Source organism: Nesterenkonia sandarakina (assembly GCF_013410215.1).
Taxonomy (GTDB): Bacteria; Actinomycetota; Actinomycetes; order Actinomycetales; family Micrococcaceae; genus Nesterenkonia; species Nesterenkonia sandarakina.
In genome coordinates, this window is record NZ_JACCFQ010000001.1 from 431,167 (window position 1) to 444,937 (window position 13,771).

Here is a 13,771-nt window from a genome sequence, read left to right on the forward strand (position 1 = left end):
GGCTCAATGCGGCACCGCGGGCTGGACCGTGTCCTGGACTGCGTCCTGAGCGGCCTGCTGCGCGGTCTCCCGGGCCTGTCCCGCCGTGGCGGCGGTGAGCGCGGCGGCCGCGATCCCGCGCGCCTGCTCCAAGGTGTGCAGCTTCAGCTCGGCACGGACCTCGGCGAGCGCCGCCGGAGACATCGAGAGCGTGTTCACCCCGAGCCCGACCAGGACGACGGCGAGCAGCGGGTCAGCGGCCGCCTCGCCGCAGACTCCCACCGGCTTTCCGGAGGCGATTCCCGCTGCGCCGACTTCACGGATGAGCCGCAGCACCGCGGGGTGCCAGGGATCCTGCAGCGAGGCCACGGAGCCGAGCAGCCGGTCGGCCGCCATCGTGTACTGGGTCAGGTCATTGGTCCCGATGGAGGCGAAGTCGGTGCGCGAGAGCAGCTCGTCGGCCATCAGCGCGATGGAGGGAACCTCCACCATCACCCCGGCAGTGGCCAGGCCGTGCTCCTTGGCCAGGGCGGTGAACGCCTCGGCCTCCTCCACGGTGGAGACCATCGGAGCCATCACCCAGACATCGGCCTCGGTGCTCTCCTGGGCCTGGGCCAGGGCGGTGAGCTGGTCGCGAAGGATCTGCTCGTTGGCCATCAGTGCGCGCAGCCCGCGCAGGCCCAGTGCCGGGTTCTCCTCGGGTGCGTCGTTGAGGAAGCTCAACGGCTTGTCCGCACCCGCGTCGAGAGCCCGGACCACGACCTTCTGGCCCGGGAAGGCCTCGAGCACGGACTGGTAGGCCTCGCGCTGTTCCTCGACTGAGGGGGCTTCGTCGGCGCTGAGGAAGAGGAACTCGGTCCGGAAGAGCCCCACGCCTTCGGCGCCCAGCGCCACGGCCTTCTCGGTGCTCTTGGCGGAGCCGAGGTTCGCCAGCAGCGGCACCGCGGTGCCGTCTGCCAGGGCGCCGGGGGTGATCGGCGCCTCGGCCTGCGCCGCGTGTGCCGCGCGGCGGGCCTGGGCCTCGTCGAGCTGCTCCTGAGTGGGTTCGGTGATCACGGCACCTGCTCCGGCGTCCACGATCACCTGCTGGCCCTCGGTGAGGCTCGCGGCCTCGGCGACGCCGACGATGGCGGTGATCGACTTCTCCCGGGCCAGGATCGCGGTGTGCGAGGTCGGCCCGCCCTGGATGGTCACCAGGGCCTGGACCTGGTCCAGGTTCAGCAGCGCGGTGTCCGCCGGCGCCAGGTCCTCGGCCACCAGGATGAACGGGTGGCCGGGGTCCGGCACGCCTGGGGCGGGGAGCCCGCGCAGGCTGGCGATCACCCGCTGGGAGACGTCGGAGAGGTCCGAGGCGCGCTCACCCAGGTATCCGCCGAGCTCTTCAAGCGTGGCGCGGAACTCGGCGAAGGCCTCATGCACGGCGTACTCACCGGTCTTGCCGGCCTGAAGCCGGGTCGCGACAGCCTCGTGCAGGGTCGGGTCCTGGGCCATCATGGCTTGGGCCTCGAGCACGTCGCGCGCCATGCCCCCGGCGGTGCGGCCGCGGGCTTCAAGCTCGGCCGCCACCTCGGCGACCGCCTTCTGCACACGCTCGGTCTCGGCCGCGGCGCTGCGCTCGGAGGCTTCATCGGCGGGCGCCGGCGGCGGAGGGGACATCCGTGCCACGGGTCCCGCGGCGATGCCCCTTCCGACGCCGATTCCGGAGAGCTCCGGCATCAGGAGGCCTCGTCGTGGTCGGTGGTGAGGAACTGCTCCAGGCTGTCCAGGGTCTGCTCCTCGTTCTCGCCCTCGGCGGTGAGCTGCACCTGGTCATCGCGCTCCACGCCCAGCGAGAGCACGCCGAGGATGCTGGCCGCGTTCACGGACTTCTCACCCTTGGCGATGCTCACCTGTGCACCGGAGGCCTGGGCGGCCTCCACGAACAGCTTGGCCGGGCGGGCGTGCAGGCCCTGGGAGGAGGCGACGGTGACAGTGCGAGTTGAGCTCATGAGAGTCCCTTTCGGGTTGATGCGGCGGCAGCCACGTCGGGCATGGGGAGCACCTCGAGGATCAGCGCCAGTGCGCTGGTCCCCTCGAGGTCGGTGTAGATGTCTTCAGGAAGCAGCCTCACCTGGGTGCCTGCCGGCGCGGTGAGACCTCGGATGTCCTCAAGCGAGTCCGCGAGGTGCGGGCCCAGCAGGATCAGATCCGCGGAGTCGAGATCATGGAGCAGGGAGGCCTGGTTTCCGGCGCGCACCGCGTAGGGGACGCCGGATGAGCGCATCGCCTGCTTCAGACGTTGCGCGACGAAGGTGCTGGACGCACCAGCACCGCAGACCACCAGGATCTCCATTGATCACACACTCCTTCCTCTTCGATTGTGCAGTGATTCAGGGCACACCGCACCGGGATGGGGCCGAGAGTTCTTTCCGCCGGGGAGGAAATAACGAGTCCCCCCTAGACGGGTGCCCGGTAAGGTTTGAGCGTGGAGAGGATGAACAGACGCCAGGAGCAGCTGATCACTGTGCTCCTGCGTGAGCCCGGATGGATCACCGCCGGCTCCCTGGCCGATCTGCTCGGCGTCACCCCGCGCAGCGTCCGCTCCTATATCGCACAGCTCAATGCCCGCGTCCCCGCCGGTGCCCGCGCAGCCGACTCGCAGACGGCCCTGATCGAATCCGGCCCCGCGGGGTACCGAGCGGACCGGGCCGCGCTGGCGTCCCTGCGCAGTGACTCTGGTCGCGCATCGACCCGAGACCGGCTCCACGGTCTGGTGCGCGATCTGCTCGAGGCGCAGAACGGAGTCGATCTGCGTCGGACTGCCGAACGGCTCTACGTCTCGGTGGCCACGGTGGAAGCAGATCTGGGACGGGTCCGCGAGCTGCTCGCGGGCACCGGCAACACCGTCCACCGATCAGGCTCCCGTGCGTTCCTGGTCGGTGATGAGCTGGCCCAGCGGCGGCTGGTCTCGAAGCTCGCCCATGAGGAGATGGAGCACGGATCCTTCGACGGCGAAGGACTGCGCCGCGCGGCAGGGCTGGGGTCCCTGGAGGCGGAGGCCTTCGGTCCGTTCAAGCGCGAGCTGGCGACACAGCTGGCCGAGCAGGGCTACTACGTCAACGAGTTCGCCTCCACGGACGTGGTCCTGCACGTGGCCATCGCCGCGGATCGGGTCAGTCACGGCCACCCCCTGGCGGGGACCCATCTTCAGCCCAGCGCCCAGCAGGAGCGGCTGGCCGGCGTCGTCGGGAAGCTGGCGTCTGCGCATTTCGGAGTCAGCCTGGGCCAGGGCGACCTGCAGCATCTGGCCTCGCTGGTGCTGACCCGGGTGGTCGCCTCCGACGGCAGCGCGGGCACCGAGGTGCCGCTGGACGCCGAGGTGGAACGCGCGGTGGTCCGCGCCGTGGGCCACGCCGCAGAGGAGTATCTGGTGGACATCGCTCACGCGGACTTCATCCGGCGGCTGAGCCTGCACGTGCAGAACCTGGTCCACCGGGCACGGGAGCAGGCGTTCTCACGCAACCCGCTGACCAAGTCGCTGAAGTCCACCTATCCGATGATCTTCCAGGTGGCGGTCTCCATCGCCAGTGACATCGCTGAGCAGCTGGATGTGCTGATCCGTGAGGATGAGATCGCCTATATCGCCATGCATGTGGGCGGACGCCTGGAGCGCAGCCGCCGCACCGAGGCGGCGCTGACCGCGACCATCGTGTGCCCCGGCTACTACGAGCTGCACGACCTGCTGCGCTCCCGGCTCGATGAGTCCCTCGGTCCGGGCATCGAGGTCACCGCAGTGGAGACCCGGACCGACCCGGATTGGGCCTCCATGGCCACCGATCTGGTGCTGACCACGATCGAACCGCCGGTGCCCGATGAGCGCACCGTGCAGCTGGCCCCGTTCATCACCGACGCTGACATCCAGCGCATCGCCGCGGTGGCCTCGAAGCGGCGTCGCGCCCGGCGGCTGACCCGGCTGCGCGGGGAGCTTGAGCGGTATTTCAGCCCCGAGGCGTTCATCCGCCCGCTCAAGGCCAAGGATGAGGAGGACGCGATCCGCCAGCTCAGCGCCCCGCTGCTGGCACAGGACATCATCGATGAGGACTATCTGCGCGGCACCATCGAGCGCGAACGTCTCTCCTCCACGGCCTTCACGGAATCGCTCGCGGTCCCGCACGCGCTGAGAATGACCGCCCGGCGCACCGCGCTCTCCATCGGAATCGCCGAGGGCTCGATCCGCTGGGGCGAAGGAAGGATCCAGGTCGTGGCCCTGGCGGCATTCTCCGAGTCCGAGCGCGACGCGTTCCAGACCATCTTCGAACAGCTCGTCGAGGTGCTCAGCGAACGTGACTCGCTGCAGCGGATCCTGCGCCGCGGCACCGACTTCGGTGGATTCCTCGATGAGCTGGTCGCGGTGATCGACGGCTGAGCCGACCTGCGACGTCCCGCTGCCAGCCCTAAGACACAGCATTGCCCCGCCCCAGGAACGCCGCTCACCCCAGACACAGAGCTGCCCCGCCCCTGGCTCACGAACCGGGGACGGGGCAGCTGGGGCCGGCTGATTACTTGGCGGCCTCGGTGTAGAGCGACTTCTTCGAGGTCTCCGGGGCCAGGATCAGCGCGATCAGAGTCAGCACGCCCAGGCCTGCCAGGTAGAGCCCGACCGCACCGACCCCGTAGGCCTGGACCAGCCAGGCGGCGACGAAGGGAGTCAGCGCCGCACCCAGGATGGAGGCGGCGTTATAGGCCACGCCAGATCCGGTGTAGCGGGTGTTGGTGGGGAAAAGCTCCGGCAGCACTGCCGACATCGGGCCGAAGGTCAGCCCCATCAGCGACATGCCCACGGCCAGGAAGGCCAGCATCTGCCAGACGTTGAGGTCCTCGCCGGTGCCCATGGAGCCCGCGGAGAGCCACCATCGGAAGCTCAGGCCGAAGATCATGATCGCGATGGTGACCACGATCAGCATCGGGCGGCGGCCGAAGCGGTCGGCCAGTCGACCTGCCACCGGCACGAAGATCGCGAAGAAGGTGATCGCGACGATCTGCAGCACCAGGAAGTCCTGGTAGCCGTAGCTCAGGCCCCCGACCTCGGCGCTGCCGATGGCGTAGGAGAGGATCCAGGTGGTCATCAGGTAGAACAGCCCGTAGGTGGCCAGCATGATGAAGGTGCCCAGGATGATCTCCCACCAGTTGCGCCGGAAGACCTCCCCGATGGGGGCCTTGACCCGCTCGTTGCCGGCCATGGCCTTGGCGAAGACCGGGGTCTCCTCGATTCGCAGCCGGACGTAGAGCCCGACGACGACCATGACCACCGAGAGCAGGAACGGCAGCCGCCAGCCCCACACCAGGAACGGGTCGTTGAGGTCCCGAGCGGTGGAGTCATAGGCGAAGAGCGTCGCCAGGATCAGGAAGAGCCCGTTGGCGAGCATGAAGCCGAACGGGGCGCCCAGCTGCGGCCACATGGCGGCCTGCGCGCGCTTGCCCGGCCGGGCGGTCTCCGAGGCCAGCAGCGCGGCGCCTGACCATTCGCCGCCCAGGCCCAGTCCCTGGCAGAAGCGCAGGATGGTCAGCATCGCCGGCGCCCACAGTCCGACCTGGTGGTAGGTGGGCAGCGCACCGATCAGGAAGGTGGCGATGCCCATGGTCAGCAGCGCGCCGACCAGCGTGGCTTTGCGCCCGATCTTGTCTCCGTAGTGACCGAAGATGATGGCACCCAGCGGGCGGGCCACGAAGGCGGCCCCGAAGGTGGCCATGGAGGCCAGCAGTGCGGAACCCTCATCGCCGTAGAAGAAGAGCAGCGGGAAGACCGACACGGCCGCGGTGGCGTAGATGTAGAAGTCGTAGAACTCGATCGTGGTCCCGATCAGCGAGGCCATGATGATCCGGCGGCGCGGGACCGTCAGATTCTCATCGGCCACGTCGTCGACTTTTCGGCTCGAAGCACCGGGCCCGGTGGGGTCAACAGAGGTAGACATTGCTGGGCATCTCCACAGAAGTATTGGTGGTGAACAGCACCGAGTCCGGCGCAGACCCAAAATGATAGGTCGGGGCTTGCGGAGCGATGTACCCAGGTTCAGGCAGTCTCAACTGTTGAGACCCGACGCAGCCGCCTGTGAGGCCGGAGGGATGCTCAGTAATACACCGCCAGCGGCCCGCGCGGGCCGTCGATCACGGTGACCTCGGTGTCGAAGACCCTGCTCAGCACCGCATCCTGCATGATCTCCGCCGGGGTTCCGTGCTCCACCACCACCCCGTCCTTCATGGCTAGGATCTTGTCCGAGTAGCGGGCGGCGAAGTTGATGTCGTGCAACACGATCACCACGGTGCGGCCCAGTTCGTCGGCGGCGCGGCGCAGCTGCTGCATCATCTGCACCGCGTGCTGCATGTCCAGGTTGTTCAGCGGCTCATCCAGCAGCACATAGTCGGTGTCCTGGGCCAGCACCATCGCCACATAGGCGCGCTGGCGCTGACCCCCGGAGAGCTGGTCCAGGTACCTGCCTTCCAGGGCGGTCAGATCCAGGAAGTCGATGGCCTCGGAGATATGCCGCTCGTCCACCGCGGTGAGCCGGCCCTGTGAGTGCGGGAACCGACCGAAGCCCACCAGCTGGCGCACCGTGAGCCGGGTGACGAAGTGGTTCTCCTGGCGCAGGATGGAGAGGATCTTGGCTATGGTCTTCGAAGGCGTGCTCACCACGTCGTGCCCGGCCACCTCGATCCGGCCTGCATCCACCTCGAGCAGCCGCCCGATCATGGTCAGGATCGTGGACTTTCCGGCACCGTTGGGCCCCACCAGCGCGGTGACACCGCCCGCGGCGATCTCCACGCTGACCGGGCCGATGGCGACGGCGTCGTCGGCCTTCCCGGAGCCGTAGTTCTTGGTGACCTCGGTCAGGCTGATCACAGGCGACCCTTTCGCATCAGGACTATCAGGAAGACGACTCCGCCCAGGAGCTCGATGATCAGGGTCACCGCGCCCTGCGCGTAGAAGATGTTGCGCATGATGAAGTACGCCCCAGCAAGGACGGTGTAGCCGATCAGGATGGCCATCGGGAAGAGCATCCGGTGGGAGTAGGTGTCGGCGAACTGATACGCCAGGGTGGCGACCAAGAAGCCCAGGAAGGTCATCGGGCCCACCAGCGAGGTGCTCATCGCCATCAGCACCGAGACCAGCGTGAGGATCAGCATCACCTCACGCCGGTGGTCCACCCCGAGGTTCTCTGCGGTGTTGCGTCCCAGGGCGACCACGTTGAGCCGGCGCGCCCGCCACCACAGCAGCAGTGCCGCGGCCAGCACGATCGGGAGCGCGTAGGGCAGGTACTCGCTGCGGGCATTGCCGATATTGCCGAAGAGCCGGGCGGTGAGCACGTCGAACTCGCTGGGGGTGAGCACCCGCTGCATGAAGGTGGCGAGCGAGCCGAGCCCGCCGCCGAGCACCACACCCACCAGCAGCATGATGTGGATGTTGGAGAACCTCCCACTGAGCAGCCAGGAGTAGAGGATCACGGCGAAGAGCACCATGGCGGCGGCCTGCATCAGGAACTGCGGCAGACCGGTGACCAGGGTGACCCCGGCGATGCCGAAGAAGAACACGGCACCGGTCTGGATCGCCACGTAGAGCGACTCGAACCCCATGATGGAAGGGGTGATGATCCGGTTGTTGGTCGCGGTCTGGAACGCCACCGTGGCCATCGCCTGAGCGAGAACGACGACGCCGATGACCAGCACGGTCTCAGCGCGCATCCTCGCGATCAGCCAGTATCCCTCGGTGCCGAAGGGCATCGGGTTGTCATAGCCGAGGATCCCGGCCGTGAAGAACACCGAGAGCCCGCCCAGCAGCGCCATGACGCCCCAGTAGCGCACCCGGTGGCGCCCAGTGGTGATCGCCCCGGAATGCCGACTGAGCTGCGCGGGGGTTTCCCGGTCAGGGGCCTCGTCGCCCGGGGCTCCGCCACCAGGGGCGGTGGTCCCGGAGTCGGCGGGGCCGCCGGCGGCCGACTGGCCGGTGCGGCGCGCGCGATCCAGCTGCTCGGTCATGCGACCAGCCCGCCTTTCCGCCGCTGCCGCAGCAGCAGCCCGATGAAGACCACTGCTCCGAGAAGGCCCAGCACCAGTCCCACCGGGATCTCGAAGGGCGCCCGGATGGTGCGACCGATCAGGTCACAGGCGGTGACGGTGGCGATCCCCAGCAGCGCCACCCAGGGCAGGTTGCTGCGCAGGTCATCGCCGCGGAAGAGCGAGACGATGTTGGGCACGATCAGCCCGAGGAAGGGCAGGGTGCCCACCACGGTGGCGGTGACGCCGGTGGCCACGGCGACCATGGCGGTGCCCAGGAACAGCACGGCGGTGTAGTTCAGCCCCACGTTGGTCGCCATATCGCGTCCGAGTCCGGCCACTGTGAACCGGTCGGCGGTGAGGAAGACCAGGACGGTCACCACCAGCACCAGGAACATCAGCTCATAGCGCCCTTCCACGACCCGGGTGAAGGATCCGGCGAACCAGATGCCCAGGGTCTGCAGGTGGTCGGTCATCAACGCGATGTAGGTGGTGAAGGAGCTGACCACCGCCCCCAGCATGATGCCGATGATCGGCACGATCAGCGAGGACTTCAGCGTCACCCGCTGCAGGAAGAGGAAGAAGATCACAGTGCCGATGAAGGCCATGGTCACGGCCCCGCTCATCCGGGCGAGCATGGAAGCGCCGGGGAAGAGCCAGAGCACCAGGATCAGTCCCAGTCCTGCCCACTCGGTGGTGCCAGTGGTGGTGGGCTCCACGAAGCGGTTCTGGGTGAGCAGCTGCATGATCAGCCCGCACATGGCCATGGAGGCACCGGCGAGCACCAGTGCCACGGTGCGCGGCACCCTGGTGATGCCGAACATCCAGAACCCATCTTCGGAGAAGACGGCGTACTGCCCGGTGCTCAGCGAGAGCAGCAGCAGTCCGAGGGTGACCAGGATCCCGATCAGCAGTGCCGGGGTGAACCGGCGCTGCCTGCGGATCGCGCGGGCATCCGGGAACGGCGACGGCGGCTGCGGCGGGGTCTGCTGGAGGGATCGCCGCGGTGGCTCCGGACGGGCGGATCGGTGGCGATGCGGTGCCGCGGAGGTGGTGTCAGGCATAGGAGGCTTTCACGAGGACGAAGGCAAGGCTGAGCATCGAAGCATGCAGTGCCGCCCAGTGGACACGTATTAGCGGATACCGGCGTGTTGATATTGGGACGGTCCCGCGCAGGTTGTCCAGGCCTGCACGGGACCGTCGGGCGACCATCATTCACCGACTGGCAAGAGAGTGAACTGCGGTCATTCCGCGGCTTCGAGTGCGTCTGCGAAGTCGCGGAAGAATTCGGTGTACGCCTGGATGTCCTCGGTGAGGTAGAAGTTCTCCGGCAGGTACACGATCTGGTCGTTCTCCACGGCGGAGACGTTGGCCAGCGCGGCCGAGTCCTCCACGATCTCGGCCGCGGGACTGTACTCCTCACCCTCGTCCAGGGTGAGCCGGGCGTCGCGGTCCAGCACGAGCAGCCAGTCCGGGTCCGCTGCGGCGATCGCCTCCACGGAGATGTCATCACCGTGGGACTCGTTCTCACCCTCCTGCTCCAGCGCAGGGGTGAGGCTGAATGAGTCAAAGACCGGGCCGATGGCTCGACCATCGGGACCTGGCGCCACGTAGCTCATGTCACCGCCGGAGGTGAGCAGGCCCATCACGGTGGATTCGCCGTCGTAGGCGTCCTGGACCCGAGTCATCTCGGTCTGAAGCTCCTCGACCAGCTCTGCGGCGACGTCTTCCTTCCCGAAAACCTCGCCGAGCGACTCGGTCTTGCGGATCAGCTCTTCGACCAGGTCAGCGTCGGGCTGCGGTTCGAACTCCAAGATCGTGGCGTCCGGCGCCAGGGCACTGAGATCCTCGTAGTAGTCCTGGAAACGCTGCCCGTTGATGATCAGGTCAGGCTCCGCGGCGACCACGTTCTCCAGATCGGGCTCACGATGATTCCCCAGATCCAGGATGGACTCATCCTCCGCATAGGCGTGGGTCTGGGCATCCATCAGACTGCGGGCGGCGGCGGTGGGCTCGACCCCGAAGGCCTCCAGTGTGCGGTAGGACCTGTTGTCGGTGACCACGACGCTGCTGGGATCCGTGGAGACCTCATGGGTGCCGTGATCATCCTGGATCGTGACGGTGCCAGAGCCCTCAGCATCGCCCCCGGCCTCCTCAGCCGTCTCACTGGCACCGGCTTCATCGGCTGCCGCGTCGGAGCCGCAGGCGCTGAGTGCGAGCAGGGCGATCACACCGACGCAGAGTCCGCCCAGGATCCGGGACCCCGGCGCTCCGGTGGAGCTGCGCATCGGGGACCGCTTCTCACCCTCGGGGCCTCCGCGGATGATGCGACCGGTGTTCTGGGATGCGAGTTCTGCAGTGGGCATAGCCCTGCCTTTCAAGGTCTGGGGTGCGAAGTGCGCGACATGGCGTCGCTGGTTAGTCTGTCCTAAGCTAAATAGAACTTACATAGTTAACTAATTCAGCGCAAACGGTGACTGCGATGTGACGCTTTCTCGCCATTCGCACATTCAACTGTGAGCTATTCTCCTGCGCGTCCCGCGGCGCAGCGCCTCCACTCGGCGCACTCGGCCCGGTAGCGTAGGGGCGATGTCCTCTCCCGCCGCAGATGCGCTCGACCCCGTCCTCACCCCGGAGGGGTGGGAGCTGCTGAACTCCCTGCCGCCCTATGACGAGCAGACGGCGCTGCAGCTGAACCTGCGGCTGCGCGACGCCGGTCACCCGCCTGAGCGGGTGGCCTCCGCCCTGACTCAGTCCCGGCTGCGCGCGGCCGGACGCCAGAAGTTCGGCGAGTTCGCCGCGCGGATGCTCTTCACCCATGAGGGGCTGCAGCAGTCCACGCGGCTTCCCGTGGCGGCGCGCCACGCCCAGCGCTTCCGCAGCGCCGGCCTGGACCGGGTGGTCGATCTTGGCTGCGGCCTCGGCGGTGATGCACTGGCGGCGGCGTCCCTGGGGCTGAGCGTGACGGCCGTGGAGGCGGATGAGAACACCGCTGCGGCGGCCACCATGAACCTGCATCCGTTCCCGGAGGCGAACGTCCAGCACGGCACCGCCCAGGACTTCGCGGCGACCTTCGATCTGCTCCGGGCAGGGGCCCCCAGAGGCTGGGGGCTGTGGCTGGATCCAGCGCGCCGGGATCCGCACGCGGCCCAGGAGACCGCGGCGGCCGGACCCACCAGGCTCTGGGACCCCGAGTCCTTCTCCCCGCCGCTGAGCTTCGTGAAGGCGCTGGCCAGCACCGGCACCCCGATGGGGGTCAAGCTCGGTCCGGGGCTGCCGCATGAGCTGATCCCCTCCGACTGTGAGGCCGAGTGGGTCTCAGTGGACGGAGATCTGGTCGAGTTGGTGCTCTGGTTCAACGCACTGGCCCGGCCCGGCGTCCGGCGGGCCGCCACGCTGCTGCCTGAGGACGGCAGCGCCGCTGTGGAGCTGGTCAGCGACACTGACTTCGGCGCCGGCGTCCAGGCCGAGCCGTCGGGGCGAGCAGGGCTCGTCGGAGTGCTGCATGAACCAGACCCTGCGGTGATCCGATCTGGACTCATCGCCGAGCTCGCGGACTCGCTGGGAGCTCATCTGCTGGATGAACACATCGCCTACTTCTGCGCCGATGAGCCCGTGACCGACCCCGACTACCGGCTCTCCCGGCAGTTCCAGGTGCTCGAGGTCGACTCCTTCAACCTGAAGACGCTCAAGGCCTGGGTCACCGAGGCCGCAGTGACCAGTCTGGAGATCAAGAAGCGCGGCGTCGACGTCGTCCCGGAGAAGCTGCGCCAGCAGCTGCTGCCGAAGAAGCGGCCCAAGGGGCCGAAGCGTCACGCCACGCTGGTGATCACCCGGCTGGGCGAGGAGCGGGTCTTCGCGGTGGTGGAGCCGCTGTGATCGCTCAGCATGCAGAGTGGCCGCGAGGCAGCTCTCCCACCTCCACCGGGAGCGTTCCCGGCGCCTGAGTTCCGGCGAGCACCGCGGCGAGAGCCTGGAAGGACTCCTCGGTGCGCCCGTAGAGCGCGATCTGCGTGGCCGCATCGGCTCCAGCCAAGACCTCGGGGCGGTCCAGGGCGACCGCGACGTCTCCCCCGGCGGCGCTGGACTCCCCGACCAGGTTCACCACAGTCCCGGTGCCCACGCTGAGGCCGGCGGCCTCGGCGGCTGCGGTCAGCCGGGAACGATCCTGTTCACTGCCGCCCACGATGCTGATGCCGGAGGCGGCCAGGTCCGCCTCGCACTCCCCAGCGACCAGGGTCACCGCGGATTCACTCAGCTGCGCCGCAGTCGCTTCTGCACTGCCGGAATCCGATTTCGCGGCGGCGTCTTCATCCTCCTGCTCCCCGCGCAGCTCCTCGGGCAGCTGAGCTCCCGGCCCGGCGGCGAGATCCCCGGCGGCCAGCTCGGCCTGCCAGAGCTGCAGCGCAGCGACACGTTCCGCCGCCTCCTCAAGGCGTTCGCGGTCCAGCTCGCCCGACTCCACGGCCGCGAGGATGCCGGCGTGCGCGCCGCGGACATCGGCGGGCATCAGCAGCAGGTCCGCGCCTGCGGTGAGCGCACTCACGGCGGCCTGGTCACCGCCGTAGCCCTGGACGATGGCGCCCATGTTCAGCGCGTCGGTGACCACCACCCCGTCGTGACCCAGTTCGCGCAGCTCGGTGTAAGCGGCGGCGGAGAGAGAGGAGGGCACGCCTTCTTCCAGCGCGGGCACCTCGATGTGGCCCATCATGATCATCGGCACACCTGCCTCGGCGGCCTCGGCGAAGGGCGCCCAGTCCCGGGTGCGCAGCTCCTCGAGGCCGGCGTCCTGGACCGGGAGCGTCTGATGGGAGTCCTCGGTGACCGACCCATGCCCGGGGAAATGCTTGATCGATCCGGCCAGGCCACCCTCGGCCAGACCCCGGATGCCCTGCATCGTCAGCTCGGTGACGGCCTCGGCGTCGGAGCCGAAGGAGCGCGAGCCGATGGTCGGATCTGTGGCCCCCGCGGTGACGTCGCCGTTGGGCGCGAAGCTGGTGCTGAATCCGAGCTCGGCGAGCTCCGAGGCGAGGAACCGGTGCCCGGTGCGGGCGAGCGCGTCGTCGTCGGGTCCAGCCTCGTCCTGATCAGCCTCGTCCTGATCAGCCTCGTCCTGCCCGGCGGCCGCTCCGTAGGCCATCGGGGTGGGCCATTCGGTGAGCGGGGCGCCGACTCGGGTGACCAGTCCACCCTCCTGATCCACGCTGATCATCGGGGGCACCTCCCGCTCTCCGGCGGCCTCGCGCAGGGTGCTCAGCTGGGCGGCCAGCTCCTCGGTGGCCACACCCTGATCCGCGCTCGGCACGTTGGCCCCCATGATGATGGCGCCGCCCAGGTGCAGCTCCTCGATCAGGTCCGCCATCGGCGCAGCATCGGTGGTGGCGTACTCCCCCACCAACACCGACCCGGCCAGCTCGGTCAGGGAGTACTCCGCGACGATCTGCTCGGCGCGCTCCTGATGCTGCGGCCCAGGTCCCGCGAGCGCGGCCTCCCGAGCCTGCTCGGCCTCGACGCGACGCTGCTCTTCCGCGGCGGCCGCGGACTCCTCGGTGCTCTGCCCGCCGGGGCTGGAGGTGTCCTCGGGGGTTTCAGGACCAGCTCCTGGGGCGCAGGAGCTGAGCAGCAGACAGGACAGCGCGGCGGCAACCAGCAGCGGGCGAGGACGCGAGGAACCGGCAGAAGACATGTACCTCAGGGTATCCGCGCCGGCTGGACGACAAGGGCAGCGACCGCGGGCGTGACCTTGCACGCCGAGGCAATGTCC

Annotated in this window: 11 protein-coding genes; 2 read left to right on the top strand and 9 right to left on the bottom strand. The window is 68.5% G+C overall.

Annotation, left to right across the window (positions count from 1 at the left end):
- Window positions 1-3: 3 nt before the first annotated feature.
- Genes ptsP through HNR11_RS01965 form a run of 3 tightly spaced genes read right to left on the bottom strand, consistent with a single transcriptional unit; the run spans window position 4 to window position 2,311 of the window.
- The gene (gene ptsP / locus HNR11_RS01955; RefSeq protein ID WP_179440898.1) at window positions 4-1,695 is read right to left on the bottom strand and encodes a phosphoenolpyruvate--protein phosphotransferase; all 1,692 of its coding nucleotides are present in this window, start codon (window positions 1,693-1,695) and stop codon (window positions 4-6) included.
- Window positions 1,695-1,967 carry an HPr family phosphocarrier protein gene (locus HNR11_RS01960; RefSeq protein ID WP_179440900.1) on the bottom strand — a complete coding sequence of 91 codons (273 nt, stop codon included), beginning with the start codon at window positions 1,965-1,967 and terminating at the stop codon, window positions 1,695-1,697. The genes ptsP and HNR11_RS01960 overlap by 1 nt, the downstream gene beginning before the upstream one ends.
- The gene (locus HNR11_RS01965) at window positions 1,964-2,311 is read right to left on the bottom strand and encodes a PTS sugar transporter subunit IIB (RefSeq protein ID WP_179440902.1); all 348 of its coding nucleotides are present in this window, start codon (window positions 2,309-2,311) and stop codon (window positions 1,964-1,966) included. Before HNR11_RS01965 ends, HNR11_RS01960 begins: the two co-directional genes overlap by 4 nt.
- Window positions 2,312-2,452: 141 nt before the next feature.
- Between HNR11_RS01965 and HNR11_RS01970 the strand changes: the two genes are divergently transcribed.
- Complete coding sequence (locus tag HNR11_RS01970) at window positions 2,453-4,384, top strand: BglG family transcription antiterminator (RefSeq protein ID WP_179440904.1); 1,932 nt, start codon at window positions 2,453-2,455, stop codon at window positions 4,382-4,384.
- Window positions 4,385-4,517: 133 nt separating this feature from the next.
- On the opposite strand, the gene HNR11_RS01975 is transcribed toward HNR11_RS01970, so the two are convergent.
- The 5 genes from HNR11_RS01975 to HNR11_RS01995 form a co-directional block, all read right to left on the bottom strand.
- The gene (locus tag HNR11_RS01975; RefSeq protein ID WP_179440906.1) at window positions 4,518-5,930 is read right to left on the bottom strand and encodes an MFS transporter; all 1,413 of its coding nucleotides are present in this window, start codon (window positions 5,928-5,930) and stop codon (window positions 4,518-4,520) included.
- 155 nt (window positions 5,931-6,085) lie between these two features.
- Window positions 6,086-6,856: an ATP-binding cassette domain-containing protein gene (locus HNR11_RS01980; protein ID WP_179440908.1), complete on the bottom strand. Its 771-nt coding sequence runs from the start codon at window positions 6,854-6,856 to the stop codon at window positions 6,086-6,088.
- Window positions 6,853-7,989, bottom strand: a complete 1,137-nt coding sequence (locus tag HNR11_RS01985; RefSeq protein ID WP_179440910.1) for an iron chelate uptake ABC transporter family permease subunit — start codon at window positions 7,987-7,989, stop codon at window positions 6,853-6,855. Before HNR11_RS01985 ends, HNR11_RS01980 begins: the two co-directional genes overlap by 4 nt.
- Complete coding sequence (locus HNR11_RS01990; protein ID WP_179440912.1) at window positions 7,986-9,071, bottom strand: ABC transporter permease; 1,086 nt, start codon at window positions 9,069-9,071, stop codon at window positions 7,986-7,988. The genes HNR11_RS01985 and HNR11_RS01990 overlap by 4 nt, the downstream gene beginning before the upstream one ends.
- Window positions 9,072-9,251: 180 nt before the next feature.
- Entirely contained in the window at window positions 9,252-10,373 is a 1,122-nt protein-coding gene (locus HNR11_RS01995; RefSeq protein ID WP_246310289.1) for a siderophore ABC transporter substrate-binding protein, read from the bottom strand.
- A gap of 223 nt (window positions 10,374-10,596) precedes the next feature.
- On the opposite strand from HNR11_RS01995, the gene HNR11_RS02000 reads away from it, so the two are divergent.
- A complete protein-coding gene (locus tag HNR11_RS02000; RefSeq protein WP_179440914.1) occupies window positions 10,597-11,886 on the top strand; it encodes a class I SAM-dependent methyltransferase in 1,290 nt (429 codons plus the stop codon).
- A gap of 4 nt (window positions 11,887-11,890) precedes the next feature.
- On the opposite strand, the gene HNR11_RS02005 is transcribed toward HNR11_RS02000, so the two are convergent.
- On the bottom strand, window positions 11,891-13,693 hold the full coding sequence (locus HNR11_RS02005) for a glycoside hydrolase family 3 N-terminal domain-containing protein (protein WP_179440915.1): 1,803 nt from the start codon (window positions 13,691-13,693) through the stop codon (window positions 11,891-11,893).
- Window positions 13,694-13,771: the final 78 nt, after the last annotated feature.